At 66.1% G+C, this 14,254-nt stretch carries 11 protein-coding genes; 3 read left to right on the plus strand and 8 right to left on the minus strand.

Annotated features, from left to right (window positions below; all coding sequences use genetic code 11):
- Positions 1-107 precede the first annotated feature (107 nt).
- Positions 108-1,610: an exopolyphosphatase gene (gene ppx / locus ACQ5BL_RS17020; protein ID WP_243809150.1), complete on the plus strand. Its 1,503-nt coding sequence runs from the start codon at positions 108-110 to the stop codon at positions 1,608-1,610.
- Positions 1,611-1,841: 231 nt separating this feature from the next.
- Here ppx and ppk1 read toward each other — a convergent pair whose 3' ends face one another.
- Both ppk1 and hemB read right to left on the minus strand, forming a co-directional pair.
- Complete coding sequence (ppk1, locus tag ACQ5BL_RS17025) at positions 1,842-4,034, minus strand: polyphosphate kinase 1 (RefSeq protein ID WP_207885762.1); 2,193 nt, start codon at positions 4,032-4,034, stop codon at positions 1,842-1,844.
- A gap of 21 nt (positions 4,035-4,055) precedes the next feature.
- On the minus strand, positions 4,056-5,069 hold the full coding sequence (gene hemB, locus ACQ5BL_RS17030; RefSeq protein WP_207885763.1) for a porphobilinogen synthase: 1,014 nt from the start codon (positions 5,067-5,069) through the stop codon (positions 4,056-4,058).
- Positions 5,070-5,302: 233 nt separating this feature from the next.
- On the opposite strand from hemB, the gene ACQ5BL_RS17035 reads away from it, so the two are divergent.
- On the plus strand, positions 5,303-5,863 hold the full coding sequence (locus tag ACQ5BL_RS17035; protein WP_207885885.1) for a DedA family protein: 561 nt from the start codon (positions 5,303-5,305) through the stop codon (positions 5,861-5,863).
- Positions 5,864-5,866: 3 nt separating this feature from the next.
- On the opposite strand, the gene ACQ5BL_RS17040 is transcribed toward ACQ5BL_RS17035, so the two are convergent.
- On the minus strand, positions 5,867-7,105 hold the full coding sequence (locus ACQ5BL_RS17040; protein ID WP_243809149.1) for a sterol desaturase family protein: 1,239 nt from the start codon (positions 7,103-7,105) through the stop codon (positions 5,867-5,869).
- A gap of 154 nt (positions 7,106-7,259) precedes the next feature.
- Here ACQ5BL_RS17040 and elbB point away from each other — a divergent pair, with 154 nt between their 5' ends.
- Positions 7,260-7,913, plus strand: a complete 654-nt coding sequence (gene elbB, locus ACQ5BL_RS17045) for an isoprenoid biosynthesis glyoxalase ElbB (protein ID WP_207885765.1) — start codon at positions 7,260-7,262, stop codon at positions 7,911-7,913.
- A 135-nt stretch (positions 7,914-8,048) separates the two neighbouring features.
- On the opposite strand, the gene ACQ5BL_RS17050 is transcribed toward elbB, so the two are convergent.
- The 5 genes from ACQ5BL_RS17050 to ACQ5BL_RS17070 form a co-directional block, all read right to left on the minus strand.
- Positions 8,049-8,519: a YaiI/YqxD family protein gene (locus ACQ5BL_RS17050; protein ID WP_243809148.1), complete on the minus strand. Its 471-nt coding sequence runs from the start codon at positions 8,517-8,519 to the stop codon at positions 8,049-8,051.
- 73 nt (positions 8,520-8,592) lie between these two features.
- Positions 8,593-10,494 carry a cytochrome c/FTR1 family iron permease gene (locus ACQ5BL_RS17055; protein ID WP_243809147.1) on the minus strand — a complete coding sequence of 634 codons (1,902 nt, stop codon included), beginning with the start codon at positions 10,492-10,494 and terminating at the stop codon, positions 8,593-8,595.
- A 128-nt stretch (positions 10,495-10,622) separates the two neighbouring features.
- On the minus strand, positions 10,623-11,252 hold the full coding sequence (locus ACQ5BL_RS17060) for a LysE family transporter (RefSeq protein WP_207885768.1): 630 nt from the start codon (positions 11,250-11,252) through the stop codon (positions 10,623-10,625).
- A gap of 220 nt (positions 11,253-11,472) precedes the next feature.
- Positions 11,473-12,231: a TerC family protein gene (locus ACQ5BL_RS17065; protein WP_207885769.1), complete on the minus strand. Its 759-nt coding sequence runs from the start codon at positions 12,229-12,231 to the stop codon at positions 11,473-11,475.
- Between the two features lie 68 nt (positions 12,232-12,299).
- Positions 12,300-14,210 carry an ATP-binding cassette domain-containing protein gene (locus ACQ5BL_RS17070; RefSeq protein ID WP_243809146.1) on the minus strand — a complete coding sequence of 637 codons (1,911 nt, stop codon included), beginning with the start codon at positions 14,208-14,210 and terminating at the stop codon, positions 12,300-12,302.
- Positions 14,211-14,254 lie beyond the last annotated feature (44 nt).

Genomic DNA, 14,254 nt, shown 5'->3' on the forward strand with positions numbered 1-14,254 from the left:
GTCTATCTATCGCTGATGCGGCATTCGCTGATCGGTGACACCCTCTTCATTGGCACTCCTTGCCTAAAATGGCAGGATGTCTCCTGTATTCGTCCGGACCTTCAAACATGCCCTATACCCCAGCCAAGACCTTTCCCTTGATCGCGGCCATCGACCTCGGCTCGAACAGTTTCCACATGGTTTTGGCGAAGGCCGATCACGGCGAGATACGCATCCTTGAGCGGCTGGGCGAGAAGGTCCAGCTGGCCGCCGGCATCGGCGAAGACCGCATGCTCACCGCCGAATCCATGCAGCGCGGCTTCGATTGCCTGAAGCAGTTCGCCCAGTTCATCAGCGGCATGCCGCCGGGCTCGGTACGCGTGGTCGGCACCAACGCCCTGCGCGAGGCGCGCAACCGCACCGACTTCATCCGCGTCGCCGACCAGATCCTCGGCCACCCCGTGGAAGTCATCTCCGGCCGTGAAGAAGCGCGCCTGATCTACCTGGGCGTGTCCCACACTCTGCCGGACACCGCCGGTCGCCGCCTGGTCGTGGACATCGGCGGCGGCAGCACCGAGTTCATCATTGGCCAGCGCTTCGAATCGCAACTGCGCGAGAGCCTGCAGATGGGCTGCGTGAGCTTCACCCAGCGCTACTTCAAGGACGGCAAGATCACCCCTGCGCGCTACGCCCAGGCCTACACCTCGGCGCGCCTGGAACTGATGAGCATCGAGAACAGCCTGCGCCGCCTGGGCTGGGACGAGGCGGTGGGCGCCTCCGGCACCATCCGCGCCATCTGCCTGTCGATCCAGGCCGGCGGCCACGGCAACGGCGAGATCAACCCCGAGGGCCTAGCCTGGCTCAAGCGCAAGATGTTCAAGGCGGGCGAAGCCGAGAAGCTCGATATCGACGGCATCAAGCCCGACCGCCGACCGATCTTCCCGGCCGGTCTGGCGATCCTCGAGGCGCTGTTCGATGCCCTCGAACTGAGCCGCATGGACCACTCCGAAGGCGCCCTGCGCGAAGGCGTGCTCTACGACCTGCTCGGCCGCCATCACCACGAGGACGTCCGCGAACGCACCATCAGCGCGCTCATGGAGCGCTATCACGTCGACCCGGAGCAGGCCGCGCGTGTCGAGGCCAAGGCACTGGCATCGCTGGACCAGGTCGCCGAGGCCTGGGACCTGAACGACGAGGGCCATCGCGAACTGCTGATGTGGGCCGCCCGCGTCCACGAACTGGGCCTGGATATCGCCCACTATCACTACCACAAGCACGGCGCCTACCTGCTCGAACACTCGGACCTGGCCGGCTTCTCCCGCGTCGACCAGCAGACCCTGGCGCTGCTGGTGCGCGGCCACCGCCGCAACATCCCGGCGGACAAGTTCAACGAACTGGGCGACGAAGGCGACAAGCTGATCCGCCTGTGCATCGTGCTGCGCTTCGCCATCCTCTTCCACCACATCCGTGGGACCCAGGAAATGCCGGCGGTGGCCCTGAAGGCCTCCGGCAAGTCGCTGGACGTGCGCTTCCCGGACGGCTGGCTGGCGGCCAACCCGCTGACCCAGGCGGACTTCGAGCAGGAAGCGGAGTGGCTCAAGCGCGTGGGGTATTCGATCAGCGTGAGCTGATCACCCCCCAGGCAAGATAGAAGGCCCCGGCGTGCAAGCGCCGGGGCCTTCTGGTTTCCGGAGGTGTGCGGCGCCCAACGCATACTGGAACCTGTAGGAACGAGCTTGCTCGCGAACGATCCCCGCAGCGGGGCATGGATTCGCGAGCAAGCTCGCCCCTACGAAAAGCCCCCCTGATACGCACATAAAAAGCCCCGCCGGCGAGGCAGGGCTTTCGGCGAGACCGAGGAATCAGCGCGAGCTGATCACCGGCGTGCACAGGCGCTCCAGCAGGATCGCCTGGGAGTTGCGGGCGTTCTGGTTGCCGCTGGGGCTCTGGCGCACGTAGCTGCCGTCGGCCTGCAGCACCCAGGCCTGGGTGTTGTCGGCCAGGTACGACTCCAGCTCCTTCTTCACCCGCTGAACCAGCTTCTTGCCTTCCACCGGGAAGCAGGTCTCCACGCGCATGTCGAGGTTGCGCTCCATCCAGTCGGCACTGGAGAGATAGAGCTTCTCGTCGCCGCCGTTGAGGAAGTAGTAGATCCGGCTGTGCTCGAGGAAGCGGCCGATGATCGAGCGTACCTGGATATTGTGCGAAACCCCCGGCACCCCCGGGCGCAGGCAGCACATGCCACGCACCACCAGGTCGATCTTCACGCCGGCCTGGCTGGCCTTGTACAGCGCGCGGATGACCTTCGGGTCGGTCAGCGAGTTGACCTTGGCCATGATGTGCGCCGGCTTGCCCTCGGCGGCTTGGGCGGCCTCGCGGTTGATCATCTCCAGCAGGTTCTTCTTCAGGGTGAAGGGCGCGTGCAGGAGCTTCTTCATGCGCAGCGTCTTGCCCATGCCGATCAGCTGGTTGAACAGCTTGTGCAGGTCCTCGCAGAGCGCCACGTCGGCGGTCAGCAGGCTGTAGTCGGTGTACAGGCGGGCGTTGCCGGCGTGGTAGTTGCCGGTGCCCAGGTGCGCGTAGCGGCGCAGCTCGCCGTCTTCGCGACGCAGGATCAGCATCATCTTGGCGTGGGTCTTGAAGCCCACCACGCCATAGATCACCACGGCACCGGCCTGCTGCAGGCGGCTGGCCAGCTGCAGGTTGGATTCTTCATCGAAGCGCGCCCGCAGCTCGATCACCACGGTCACTTCCTTGCCGTTGCGCGCGGCTTCCACCAGCGCGTCGACGATCTCGGAGTTGGCCCCGGAGCGGTACAGCGTCTGCTTGATCGCCAGCACGCTGGGGTCCTTGGCGGCCTGGCGCAGCAGGTCGATCACCGGGGTGAAGGACTCGAACGGGTGCATCAGCAGCACGTCGAGCTTGCCCAGGACGTTGAACAGGTTTTCCTTCTTCTGCAGCAGCTTGGGGATCGCCGGGGTGAACGGCGGGTACTGCAGCTCCGGATGGCTGGCAAGGCCGGTGACGCTGAACAGGCGGGTCAGGTTGACCGGGCCGCTCACGCGGTACAGCTCGGTCTCGGACAGACCGAACTGCTTGAGCAGGTAATTCGACAGGTGCGTCGGGCAGGTGTCCACCACCTCCAGGCGCACGGCGTCGCCATAGCGGCGCGAGAAGAGTTCACCGCGCAGCGCGCGGGCCAGGTCCTCGACGTCCTCGGCGTCCACCGAAAGGTCGGCGTTACGGGTCAGGCGGAACTGGTAGCAGCCCTTCACCTTCATGCCGTGGAACAGGTCGTCGGCGTGGGCGTGAATCATCGACGAGAGGAACACGTAGTTGTCGCCGGCTCCGGCGACCTCTTCCGGCAGGCGGATGATCCGCGGCAGCGAGCGCGGAGCCGGGATGATCGCAAGGCCCGAGTCGCGGCCGAAGGCGTCCAGGCCTTCGAGCTCGACCATGAAGTTCAGGCTCTTGTTCACCAGCAGCGGGAACGGGTGGGTCGGATCGAGGCCGATCGGGGTGACGATGGGTGCGATCTCGTCGCGGAAGAAGCGACGGACCCAGGCCTTGATCTTCGGCGTCCAGTAGCGGCGGCGGATGAAACGGATGTCGTGCTTGGCCAGCTCCGGCAACAGGATGTCGTTGAGGATGCTGTACTGGCGGGCGACCTGCTCGTGCACCTGCTCGCTGATGCGCGCCAGCGCCTGGTGCGGCAGCAGGCCGTCGGCGCCGGCCTGTTCGCGGGCGAAGGTGATCTGCTTCTTCAGGCCGGCAACGCGGATCTCGAAGAACTCGTCGAGGTTGCTGGAGAAGATCAGCAGGAACTTCAGGCGTTCCAGCAACGGGTAGGACTCATCCAGCGCCTGCTCCAGCACGCGGATGTTGAACTGCAGCTGCGAGAGCTCGCGATGAATGTAGAGGGCACTGTCGTCCACGTTGACCGCAGGAGCGGTCACCTCCGGCGGCGGAGGCGTCGCCTCGGTGGTCTCCGCCACGGCGATCTCGGTGATGTCAGCGTCGATAACTTCGGTTTCGCTAAGGCCTTCGGTATTCATCGCAAGTCTCGTCGGCGGGGGTCAGCCCCCCTTTTTCAATTGTTCTGCAGCGCGTTTGGCGAAGTAGGTCAGGATGCCATCTGCGCCGGCACGTTTGAAGGCCAGCAGCGACTCCAGGATGACCGCTTCGCTGAGCCAGCCATTCTGGATGGCGGCCATGTGCATCGCGTATTCGCCACTGACCTGGTAGACAAAGGTCGGCGCGCGGAATTCGTCCTTCGCCCGTCGAACGATATCGAGATACGGCATGCCCGGTTTGACCATGATCATGTCGGCGCCTTCGGCGAGGTCGGCGTAGATCTCGTGCAGCGCTTCGTCGCCGTTGGCCGGGTCCATCTGGTAGGTGGCCTTGTTGCCCTTGCCGAGGTTGGCGGCCGAGCCGACGGCGTCGCGGAACGGACCGTAGTAGGCGCTGGCGTACTTGGCCGAATAGGCCATGATGCGCGTGTTGAGGTGACCGGTCGACTCCAGGGCCTCGCGAATCGCACCGATCCGACCGTCCATCATGTCCGAGGGCGCAACCACCTGGGCGCCGGCTTCGGCATGGGACAGCGCCTGCTTGACCAGTACGTCGACGGACACGTCGTTGAGCACGTAGCCGTCTTCATCGAGGATGCCGTCCTGGCCGTGGCTGGTGAAGGGGTCCAGGGCCACGTCGGTGATGATCCCCAGCTCCGGGAAGCGCTCGCGCAGGGCGCGGGTGGCGCGCTGGGCGATGCCGTCGGGGTTGAAGGCTTCGGCGCCGTCGAGGGACTTCTTCTCCAGCGGGGTCACCGGGAACAGCGCAATGGCCGGGATACCCAGCTCCACCAGCTCCTCGGCTTCCTTGAGCAGCAGGTCGATGGACATGCGCTCCACACCCGGCATCGAGGGCACCGCTTCACGCTGGTTCTTGCCGTCGAGGACGAACACCGGAAGGATCAGGTCGTTGGTGGTCAGCACGTTCTCGCGCACCAGGCGACGGGAAAAGTCGTCGCGGCGATTACGGCGCAGGCGGGCGAAGGGGAAGGCACGATCGGCAGGAATGAAGCTCACGGCGTACTCCGGGGCCTGGACAGGCAGGCACAGTGTGACAGTTATAGCCGTGAATTATGACCGATTGGTAACAAGCGGTAACAGTGACCCTTGGTCGCGGCATCCCGCCGCACCGGCCGGGCGACAGCTGGCGGCGGCGGGAAGTTGCCCCAGGTCAGGGGTGACGACTGGCACGCCTTCCCCCGGAGCGACAACCGGGTTAGGCTTCGCGTTCATTTCGCTGCGTTGCCTCGATAATGCTCCAACAATTCCTGCAGGATTTCGGCTACATCGCCCTGTTCCTCGGCACCTTCTTCGAGGGCGAGACCATTCTGGTTCTGGCCGGGTTCCTGGCATTTCGCGGCTATATGCAGCTCGAATACGTGATCGCCGTGGCCTTCCTGGGCAGCTACGCCGGCGACCAGCTGTGGTACTTCCTCGGCCGTCGCCATGGCCGCAAGCTGCTCGCGCGCAAGCCGCGCTGGCAGCAGATGGGCGACAAGGCGCTGGAGCATGTGCGCCGTCGCCCGGACGTCTGGGTCCTGAGCTTCCGCTTCGTCTACGGCCTGCGTACCGTGATGCCGGTGGCCATCGGCCTGTCGGGCTATCCGCCGGGACGCTACCTGCTGCTCAACGGCATCGGCGCCATCGTCTGGGCCACCGTGCTGGGCTCGGCGGCCTACTACTTCGGCAGCGTGCTCGAGGGCGTGCTGGGCAACATCAAGAAGTACGAGCTGATGGTGCTCGGCGGCCTGATCGTCATTGGCCTGCTGCTCTGGCTGCACCGCCGCTTCAGGAACGCCAGCAAGACCTGACCCTCAGACGGCCTGGGGCAGCCGTTCGGCGCGCCGCAGGCCCAGCAGTCCGATCAGGCTCGCCAGGGCGTAGACCGCCAGCGCCCAGGGCGCCCACTGCGGCAATTCGATCCCGCCCCACAGCACCAATGCCGCCAGCACCGGGACGTTGAGCGCCAGGCGCAGCACTTCCAGCTTCAGTGCCCAGGCGCGGTTTTCCAGCCAGGCGCCAATGGCGTACAGCCCGAACGCCATCCAGGCCAGGCCAATCGCCAGCGGCAGCACCTGCCAGCCCTCCCCCACGCCCAGCAGCCAGGTGCCGGCCACCACGTAAGTGGCGAACTGCACGCCGGCGTACCCCTTTCGACCGCGCGTCAGCGGCACCTCGAACTTGCGGAAGGTCGCCAGGTCCGGCTTGACCATGGGATAGGGCCGGGCGACATCCTCCGGACGCCAGCCGGTACGCATGAACCAGATACGCAGCTTGTCCCGGACGCTGCCGGCACGGCGTGCATCGTTCCACAGGTGCGCGTAGACCTGCAGGTTGGCCCACAGCGGGTTCCAGCTCGCCAGCGGCACGGTCACGCCGAACACCACCGGCTCCTCGTCCAGCTCCTCCTGGAAGGTGCCGAACAGGCGGTCCCAGACGATGAACACGCCACCGTAGTTGCGATCCATGTACACCGGGTTCTGCGCGTGGTGCACGCGGTGGTTGGACGGCGTGATGAAGACCCACTCGAGCACGCCGAGCTTGGGGATGTGCCGGGTGTGCACCCAGAACTGGTACAGCAGGTTCAGCGCACCGACGGTGAGGAACACCAGCGGAGGCACGCCGGCGACGGCCATGGGCAGGTAGAAGAGCCAGCCGAAGAGGAAGCCGGTGCTGGTCTGCCGCAGCGCGGTGGAGAGGTTGTAGTCCTCGCTCTGGTGGTGCACCGAATGCGCGGCCCAGAGCACGTTGCGCTCGTGGCCCAGGCGGTGGTTCCAGTAGTAACAGAAGTCGTAGAAGACGAAGGCGAACACCCAGACCCAGAGGCTCTGCGCCGACAGTTCGAACAGCGCCAGGTGCTGCCAGGCAAGGGTGTAGGTGACCAGCGCCAGGCCCTTGGTCAGCAGTCCGCTGGTGGTGGACAGCACCCCGGCGCTGAGGCTGTTCAGCGCATCGCTCAGGCGATAGGTGCTGATGCCCCGCCAGCGATCGGCGAGCAACTCGATCGCGATCAGGAGGAAAAAGAAGGGTACGGCGAAGAGGATGTAGTTCATGGCTCGGCCGAGTCGTTATGCTTATGGGAAGGCCTCAGGGCCGACGCGCCCTGATGATTGATCCTAGCCCCTTGCCCATCGCCGGCCCCGACCGCCGGTGACAACCCGGGCGGCATATCGCGACACGCCCGGCATTCCCGAACAGGAGCAGTCCATGCAAAAGAAAGTTGCCGTCATCCTCTCCGGCTGTGGCGTCTACGACGGCGCTGAAATCCACGAAAGCGTGATCACCCTGCTGCGTCTGTCCCAGCGCGGCGCCAAGGTACAGTGCTTCGCCCCGAACATCGCCCAGCACCACGTGCTGAACCACCTGACCGGCGAGGAAATGGCCGAGAGCCGCAATGTGCTGGTCGAATCCGCGCGTATTGCCCGTGGCGAGGTGAAGGACGTTCGCGAAGCCAGGGTCGAGGACTTCGATGCGTTGCTCGTGCCCGGCGGTTTCGGCGCGGCGAAGAACCTCAGCGACTTCGCCTTCAAGGGTGACCAGTGCGAAGTGCAGCCGGACGTGCTGGCCCTGGCCAAGGCCTTCGCCGCGGCGAAGAAGCCGGTCGGCCTGATCTGCATCGCCCCGGCCATGGCCGCGCGCATCTACGGCGCCGGCGTGGAATGCACCATCGGCACCGACGAAGGCACCGCCCAGGCGCTGACCAGGATGGGCGCCAAGCACATCGATTGCAGCGTGGAAGAGATCGTCGAAGACAAGGCCCACAAGCTGGTCACCACCCCGGCCTACATGCTCGCGCAATCCATCGCCGAGGCCGCCAGCGGCATCAACAAGGCGGTTGATCGGGTGCTGGAGCTGGCCTGAGCCTGATGGGCCTTTGACCTCGTAGGAGCGGACTCCGTCCGCGATGGTTTCCGGCGCGTTGCGGACCTATCGCGGACGAAGTCCGCTCCTACGCTCAGCCTTGAATGAAAACGCCCGGCAATGCCGGGCGTTTTTTCATGGCTTGCGGGCTTCCGCCTCGCGCATCAACCGCGTCAGCAGCCGGTCCAGGCCATTGGCGAACGCCTGCCGGTCCTTGTCGCCGTAGGGCGCCTGCCCGCCTCCCACCTGCCCCTGCTCGCGCAGGTCGGTGAACAGGTTGCGCACCGCCAGGCGCTCGCCCATGTTCTTCTCGTCGAATTCGCGGCCACGCGGGTCGAGGGCATCGACGCCCTTCTTCACCAGCCGGTCGGCCAGCGGTACGTCGCTGCAGATCACCAGGTCGCCGGGTTCGGCCTGCTCCACCAGGTAGTCGTCGGCGGCGTCCATCCCGCTGGGCACCACCACCAGGCTGACGCAGGCGAACGGCGGCTTGGCCACGGGCTGGCCGGCGACCATCACAACCTCCAGCTTGCGCTTCAAGGCGAACTTCGCCACCAGCTCCTTGGCCGCCCGAGGGCAGGCGTCGGCGTCGATCCAGATACGCATCAGGGAAAACCTTCCTTCGAAAAGCACAACGGCCAGTATCGCACTGGCCGTTGTGAACCGCGTGGTTATCGCATCAGGAGGAGACAATGCTCTCCGCCTTGCGGCGCTCGCTGAAGTAGCTGCGGCCGTAGAGCACGACCACCGCCAGCAGCGCCAAGGCCTGGGCCGACAGCGAGTAGGCGTCGGCCTTGATGCCGAGCCAGTCGAAGTCGAAGAACGGTACCGGGCGGGTGCCGATCACCCCGGCTTCCTGCAGCGCCACCACGCCATGGCCGGCGAACACAACCGACAGCGCGCAGAGCAGCGCGGCGTTGACGGTGAAGAACAGCTTCAGCGGCAGACGCGCCGAACCGCGCAGGATGACGAAGGCAATGGCGATCAGGATCACCACCGCCGTACCCGCGCCGGCGATCACCGCGTTGTGACCGGCCGGGCCGGCCTGCAGCCAGAGGGTCTCGTAGAACAGGATGACCTCGAACAGCTCGCGATACACCGAGAAGAACGCCAGCACGGCAAAGCCGAAGCGGCCACCGCCACCGACCAGGCTGCTGCGGATGTAGTCCTGCCATGCGGCGGCGTGGCGGCGGTCATGCATCCACACGCCGAGCCAGAGCACCATCACGCAGGCGAACAGCGAGGTGAAACCTTCCATCAGCTCGCGCTGGGCGCCGCCGATATCGATCACGTAAGCCGCGACCGCCCAGGTGGCGAAGCCGGCGACGAAGGCCAGGCCCCAGCCGACGTGGACGCCACGCACGGCCCTCTCCTGCCCGGTGTTACGCAGGAAGGCGAGGATCGCCGCCAGCACCAGGATCGCTTCCACGCCTTCGCGCAGGAGGATCAGCAGGGCCGAGACGAAGCTGATGGAGAAGCTCAGCGAATCACCGCTCAGGGCCTTGGCGGCAGCCGCCAGCTTGGCCTTGGCCAGCTCCAGCTGCTGCGCCACCTCGGCCTCCGGCAGGCCATCACGCAGGGCCTGACGGTAGGCCATCAGCTGCTTCTCGGTGGCCTTGCGCAGGTCGGCGTCGACGTTGTCCAGCGAGCTTTCCACCAGCTCGAAGCCTTCCAGGTAGGCCGCCACGGAGAGGTCGTAGGCCTGGTCGCGGTCGCCGGCGCGGTACACCGCGAAGCTCTTGTCCAGGGTCGCGCTGGTGTAGTCGATCTGCTGCGCCGGGCCACGGTGTTCCAGCGGCGGGCGGGCGCGCAAGGCGCGGAAGCTCTCGGCCGCAGCCTCGCCATCGCGCTCGGCGACTTCGGCCGGGGTCTGGGTGGCAAGGGTCGCCAGCGGGTAGGCATGGGCCGGATCGGCCTTGGCCTGGCCGGCACTGAGACTCGCGACGTAGGTTGCCAGGTCCCAGCGCTGACGCTCATCGAGCTGGTCGGCGAAGGCCGGCATGTCGGTGCCGGCGACGCCCAGGCCGATGACGTTGTGCAGGTCGTACAGGCTCAGGTGATCCAGGCGCGCGCGATCGGTGAGGTTGGCCGGCGGCGGCTCCAGGCCGATGCCCGCCGGGCCGTCGCCCTTGCCGGCGTCGCCGTGGCAGATCGAGCACTGCTGGGCGTAGATATCGGCGGCGCGGGACGGATCGGGCGTGATCGCCGGGGTCTGCACCACCTGGTAGATATCGGCGACGCGCGCCTCCAGGTGACGTGCCTGCTGGGCGACCTGTGCGCCCGGCTGGCGTTGCTCGATGGCCTGCTTGAGGGCATCGGCCGCCTTCTCCAGGTCGGCGCGCTCAGGGCGGGCCGGCAGGGTCAGGATCAGCGCGTGGAGGTTGCCGACGAACTCCAGCTGCTCCTTGTATTCGCTGGTATCGACGACCTGGCCGTCCGCAACGGTCGCTGGGTAGTCGGCGGCGAGATAACTGAGCAGATGAAGGGCTTGGGACGGGTCGACAACCGTGTCGGCTTGAGCTCCAAGGCTGAAAAGGCCGACCAGCGGCAACAGCCACACGAGAAGTTTGGAGGGTTGCATAACGGAAGCTAAATGAGAATGAATGAGGTTAAATTGTCACCTCAGGTTTCCGTCTATGCAAGGACAATGTCCCGCAAGGCCGTATCCGAGGCGTCAGTGACGACGCCGCGGAGGCGGCGCAAAGGCCCTCAGGCCGCGGCGCGGCGCACGCTGGCGAGCAACCCGGCGGCGCCCACGAACAGGGTGGCGAAGGTACGATTCATCAGCCGCTGCTGGCGCGGCGAGCGCAATGCACGCAGTACACGGGCGGCCAGACCGGTGTAGCCGGCCATGACGATCAGGTCGACGGTGATCATGGTCGCGCCCATGATCACGTACTGGATCGCCATCGGCCGGTGCGGATCGACGAACTGCGGCAGCACCGCGAGCATGAAGATCACCGCCTTGGGGTTGCTGGCATTGACCAGGAAGCCACGCAGCACCAGGGAGAGCGGCCGCCCGATGGGGCGTTCCCCTTCCGCGACCATCGCCTGGGGCGGCGAGGTCCATTGGCGGTACGCGAGGTAGACCAGGTAGGCCACGCCGAACCATTTGATCGCGCTGAAGGCGAGCGCGGAGGCGGACAGCAGTGCGCCGACGCCAGCGGCCACCACGGCGATCTGCAGGGCCAGGCCGAACTGCAGGCCCAGCGCGTTCCAGTAACCGCGCGCAAAGCCGTACTGCAGCCCGCACGACATCGAGGCGATGGCCCCGGCGCCGGGCGACAGGCTGATCACCCAGCAGGCAATGAAGAAGGCGAACCAGGTACTGGCGAGCATCTCGAACCTCACGGCGCCCAGGCAGGCGCAATAATTTGTTACGGAGGCTCAGTGTGCCCTAGTCGTGTAGCGCCGCCCAGTGTTGCCGACAGACGCATTTCCCATCGCAAGGAGTCGACCTGTAGGAGCGCGCCATGCGCGCGATCGCGGGCATGGCCCGCTCCTACACACAAATAAAAAGCCCGGCGCATGGCCGGGCTTTTCGATGACGTCGGAGCAATCAGCTCGGCACATCCTTGCGCAGCTTCACCGGCTCTTCGCCGCGCTTGCGCGCCATGGCGCCGCGCAGGCGGATGTTGATCGCCTCCACCGCCAGCGAGAAGGCCATGGCGAAGTACACGTAGCCCTTGGGAATGTGGACTTCGAAGGATTCGGCGATCAATACGGTGCCGACCACGATGAGGAACGACAGCGCCAGCATCTTCAACGACGGGTGCTTGTCGATGAAGGCGCTGATGGTGCCGGCCGAGAGCATCATCACGCCGACCGAGATGACGATCGCGGCGATCATCACCGGTACGTGCTGCACCAGGCCGACTGCGGTGATCACCGAGTCCAGGGAGAACACGATATCGATGATCGCGATCTGGATGATGATGCCCATGAAGCCGCGCGTCTTGCCGCCCTGCTGCCCGCCCTCTTCCGCGCCTTCGAGGCTGTGGAAGATTTCCAGGGTGCTCTTGAACAGCAGGAACAGGCCGCCGAAGAACAGGATCAGGTCACGCCCGGAAATGCCGTGCTCGAACACTGTGAACAGGTCGGCGGTCAGGCGCATCACCCAGGTGATCGACAGCAGCAGCAGGATGCGCGTACCCATCGCCAGCGCCAGGCCGAAGAAACGTGCGCGGGGTTGCTGGGCAGCCGGCAGGCGGCCGACCAGGATCGAGATGAAGATGATGTTGTCGATGCCCAGAACGATTTCCAGGGCGGTCAGGGTCAGAAAGGCAACCCAGATCTCGGGGCTAGTGAGCCATTCCATAGTGGGGGATGTCCGTCAGGGGTGGTGGGAAGATTCGATCCGCGCCAGCGGCAGGCTCACGCCCGCCCTCATTCGCTGGCTTCCAATTGGCGTTGCAGCTCTTCGAGGGTTTCCAGCGCCATCAGCCAGTCCTCTTCCAGTTCGCTTTCGCGGGTCTTGAGGGCTGCCTGGCGGGCCAGCAGGTCGCGCAATTCATCCTTGCGCGCGGCTTCGTAGAGCGCACTGTCGCCCAGGCGCTCTTCCAGTTCGGCGAGCTGTTCGTGGACCTTGCCCAACTCCTTCTCCAGCTTCTCCGCCTCGCGCTTGTGCGGGGCCAGTTGCTGGCGCAATGCAGCGGCAGCCTGGCGCTGGGCGCGCTTGTCGGTCTTGTCGCCGGCCGGTGCGGCAGGGGTGGAAGGCGTCTGCCGGGCGCGGAAATCCACCAGCCAGCGGGCGTAGTCGTCGAGGTCGCCGTCGAACTCGCGGATGCGCCCGTCGGCCACCAGCAGGAATTCGTCGGTGGTGCTCTTGAGCAGGTGACGATCGTGGGACACCACCACCACGGCGCCGGAGAACTCCTGCAGCGCCAGGGTCAGCGCCAGGCGCATTTCCAGGTCGAGGTGGTTGGTCGGTTCGTCGAGCAGCAGCAGGTTGGGCTTCTGCCAGGCGATCAGCGCCAGGGCCAGGCGCGCCTTCTCGCCACCGGAGAAGTTCAGCACCGGTTCGTCGCAGCGATCGCCACGGAAGTCGAAGCCGCCGAGGAAGTCGCGCAGGGTCTGTTCGCGTTCGGCCGGGGCGATACGCGCCAGGTGCAGCAGCGGGCTGGCCTTGGGGTCGAGCGAATCGAGCTGGTGCTGGGCGAAGTAGCCGATGGCGAGGTTCTCGCCGCGACCGAGCTCGCCGGAGAGCAGCGACAGGTCGCCGGACAGGGTCTTGATCAGGGTCGACTTGCCCGCACCGTTGGGGCCGAGCAGGCCGATGCGCGCACCGGGCACCAGTTGCAGCTTGACCTTCTCCAGCACGGTCTTCTCGCCATAGCCCAGGCGGGCTTCGGAGAGGTTCAAGAGCGGGCTGGAAATCTTGTCGGACTCGCGGAAGGCGAAGTCGAACGGCGAGTCGACGTGGGCCGGCGCCAGTTCTTCCAGGCGTTCCAGCGCCTTGATCCGGCTCTGCGCCTGGCGGGCCTTGGTGGCCTGGGCGCGGAAGCGGGCGATGTATTTTTCCATGTGGGCGCGCTGCGCCTGCTGCTTCTCGTACGCCTGTTGCTGCTGGGCGAGGCGTTCGGCGCGGGTGCGCTCGAAGGCCGAGTAGCCGCCGCGGTACAGGGTCAGCTTGCGCTGTTCGAGGTGGGCGATGTTGTCCACCACGGCATCGAGGAAGTCGCGGTCGTGGGAGATCAGCAGCAGCGTGCCCGGGTAGCCCTTGAGCCACTCTTCCAGCCAGAGGATGGCGTCGAGGTCGAGGTGGTTGGTGGGTTCGTCGAGCAGCAGCAGTTCGGAGGGACACATCAGCGCCTGCGCCAGGTTCAGGCGCATCCGCCAGCCACCGGAGAAGTCGCCGACGCGGCGATCCATCTGCTCGGGGGTGAAGCCAAGGCCGGCCAGCAGCTTGCGCGCGCGGGCATCGGCGGTGTATCCGTCGGCGCTGTCCAGTTCGCTGTGCAGGCGCGCCAGGGCGGTGCCGTCGTGGGCCTCTTCAGCCGCGGCGAGATCCGCCTGGATCTTGCGCAGGTGCACGTCGCCGTCGAGCACGTAGTCGACGGCAAGGCGGTCGAGGGTATCGACCTCCTGGCGCATGTGCGCGATGCGCCAGTCCGCCGGCAGGTAGCAGTCGCCGGCGTCCTGGCCGAGCTGGCCGCGCAGCAGGGCGAACAGGCTCGACTTGCCGGCGCCGTTGGCGCCGATCAGGCCGACTTTCTGTCCGGCGTGCAGGGTGAGTTCGGCACCTTCCAGCAAGCGCTGGGGGCCACGCTGTAGCGTAAGATTTTGTAGTCGAATCATGGCGGCGGAGTTTATCAGCTTCGCCTGGCAATCGCTGTGGGTGC

It is taken from the genome of Pseudomonas sp. B1-22, assembly GCF_050474425.1.
Lineage (GTDB): Bacteria > Pseudomonadota > Gammaproteobacteria > Pseudomonadales > Pseudomonadaceae > Pseudomonas.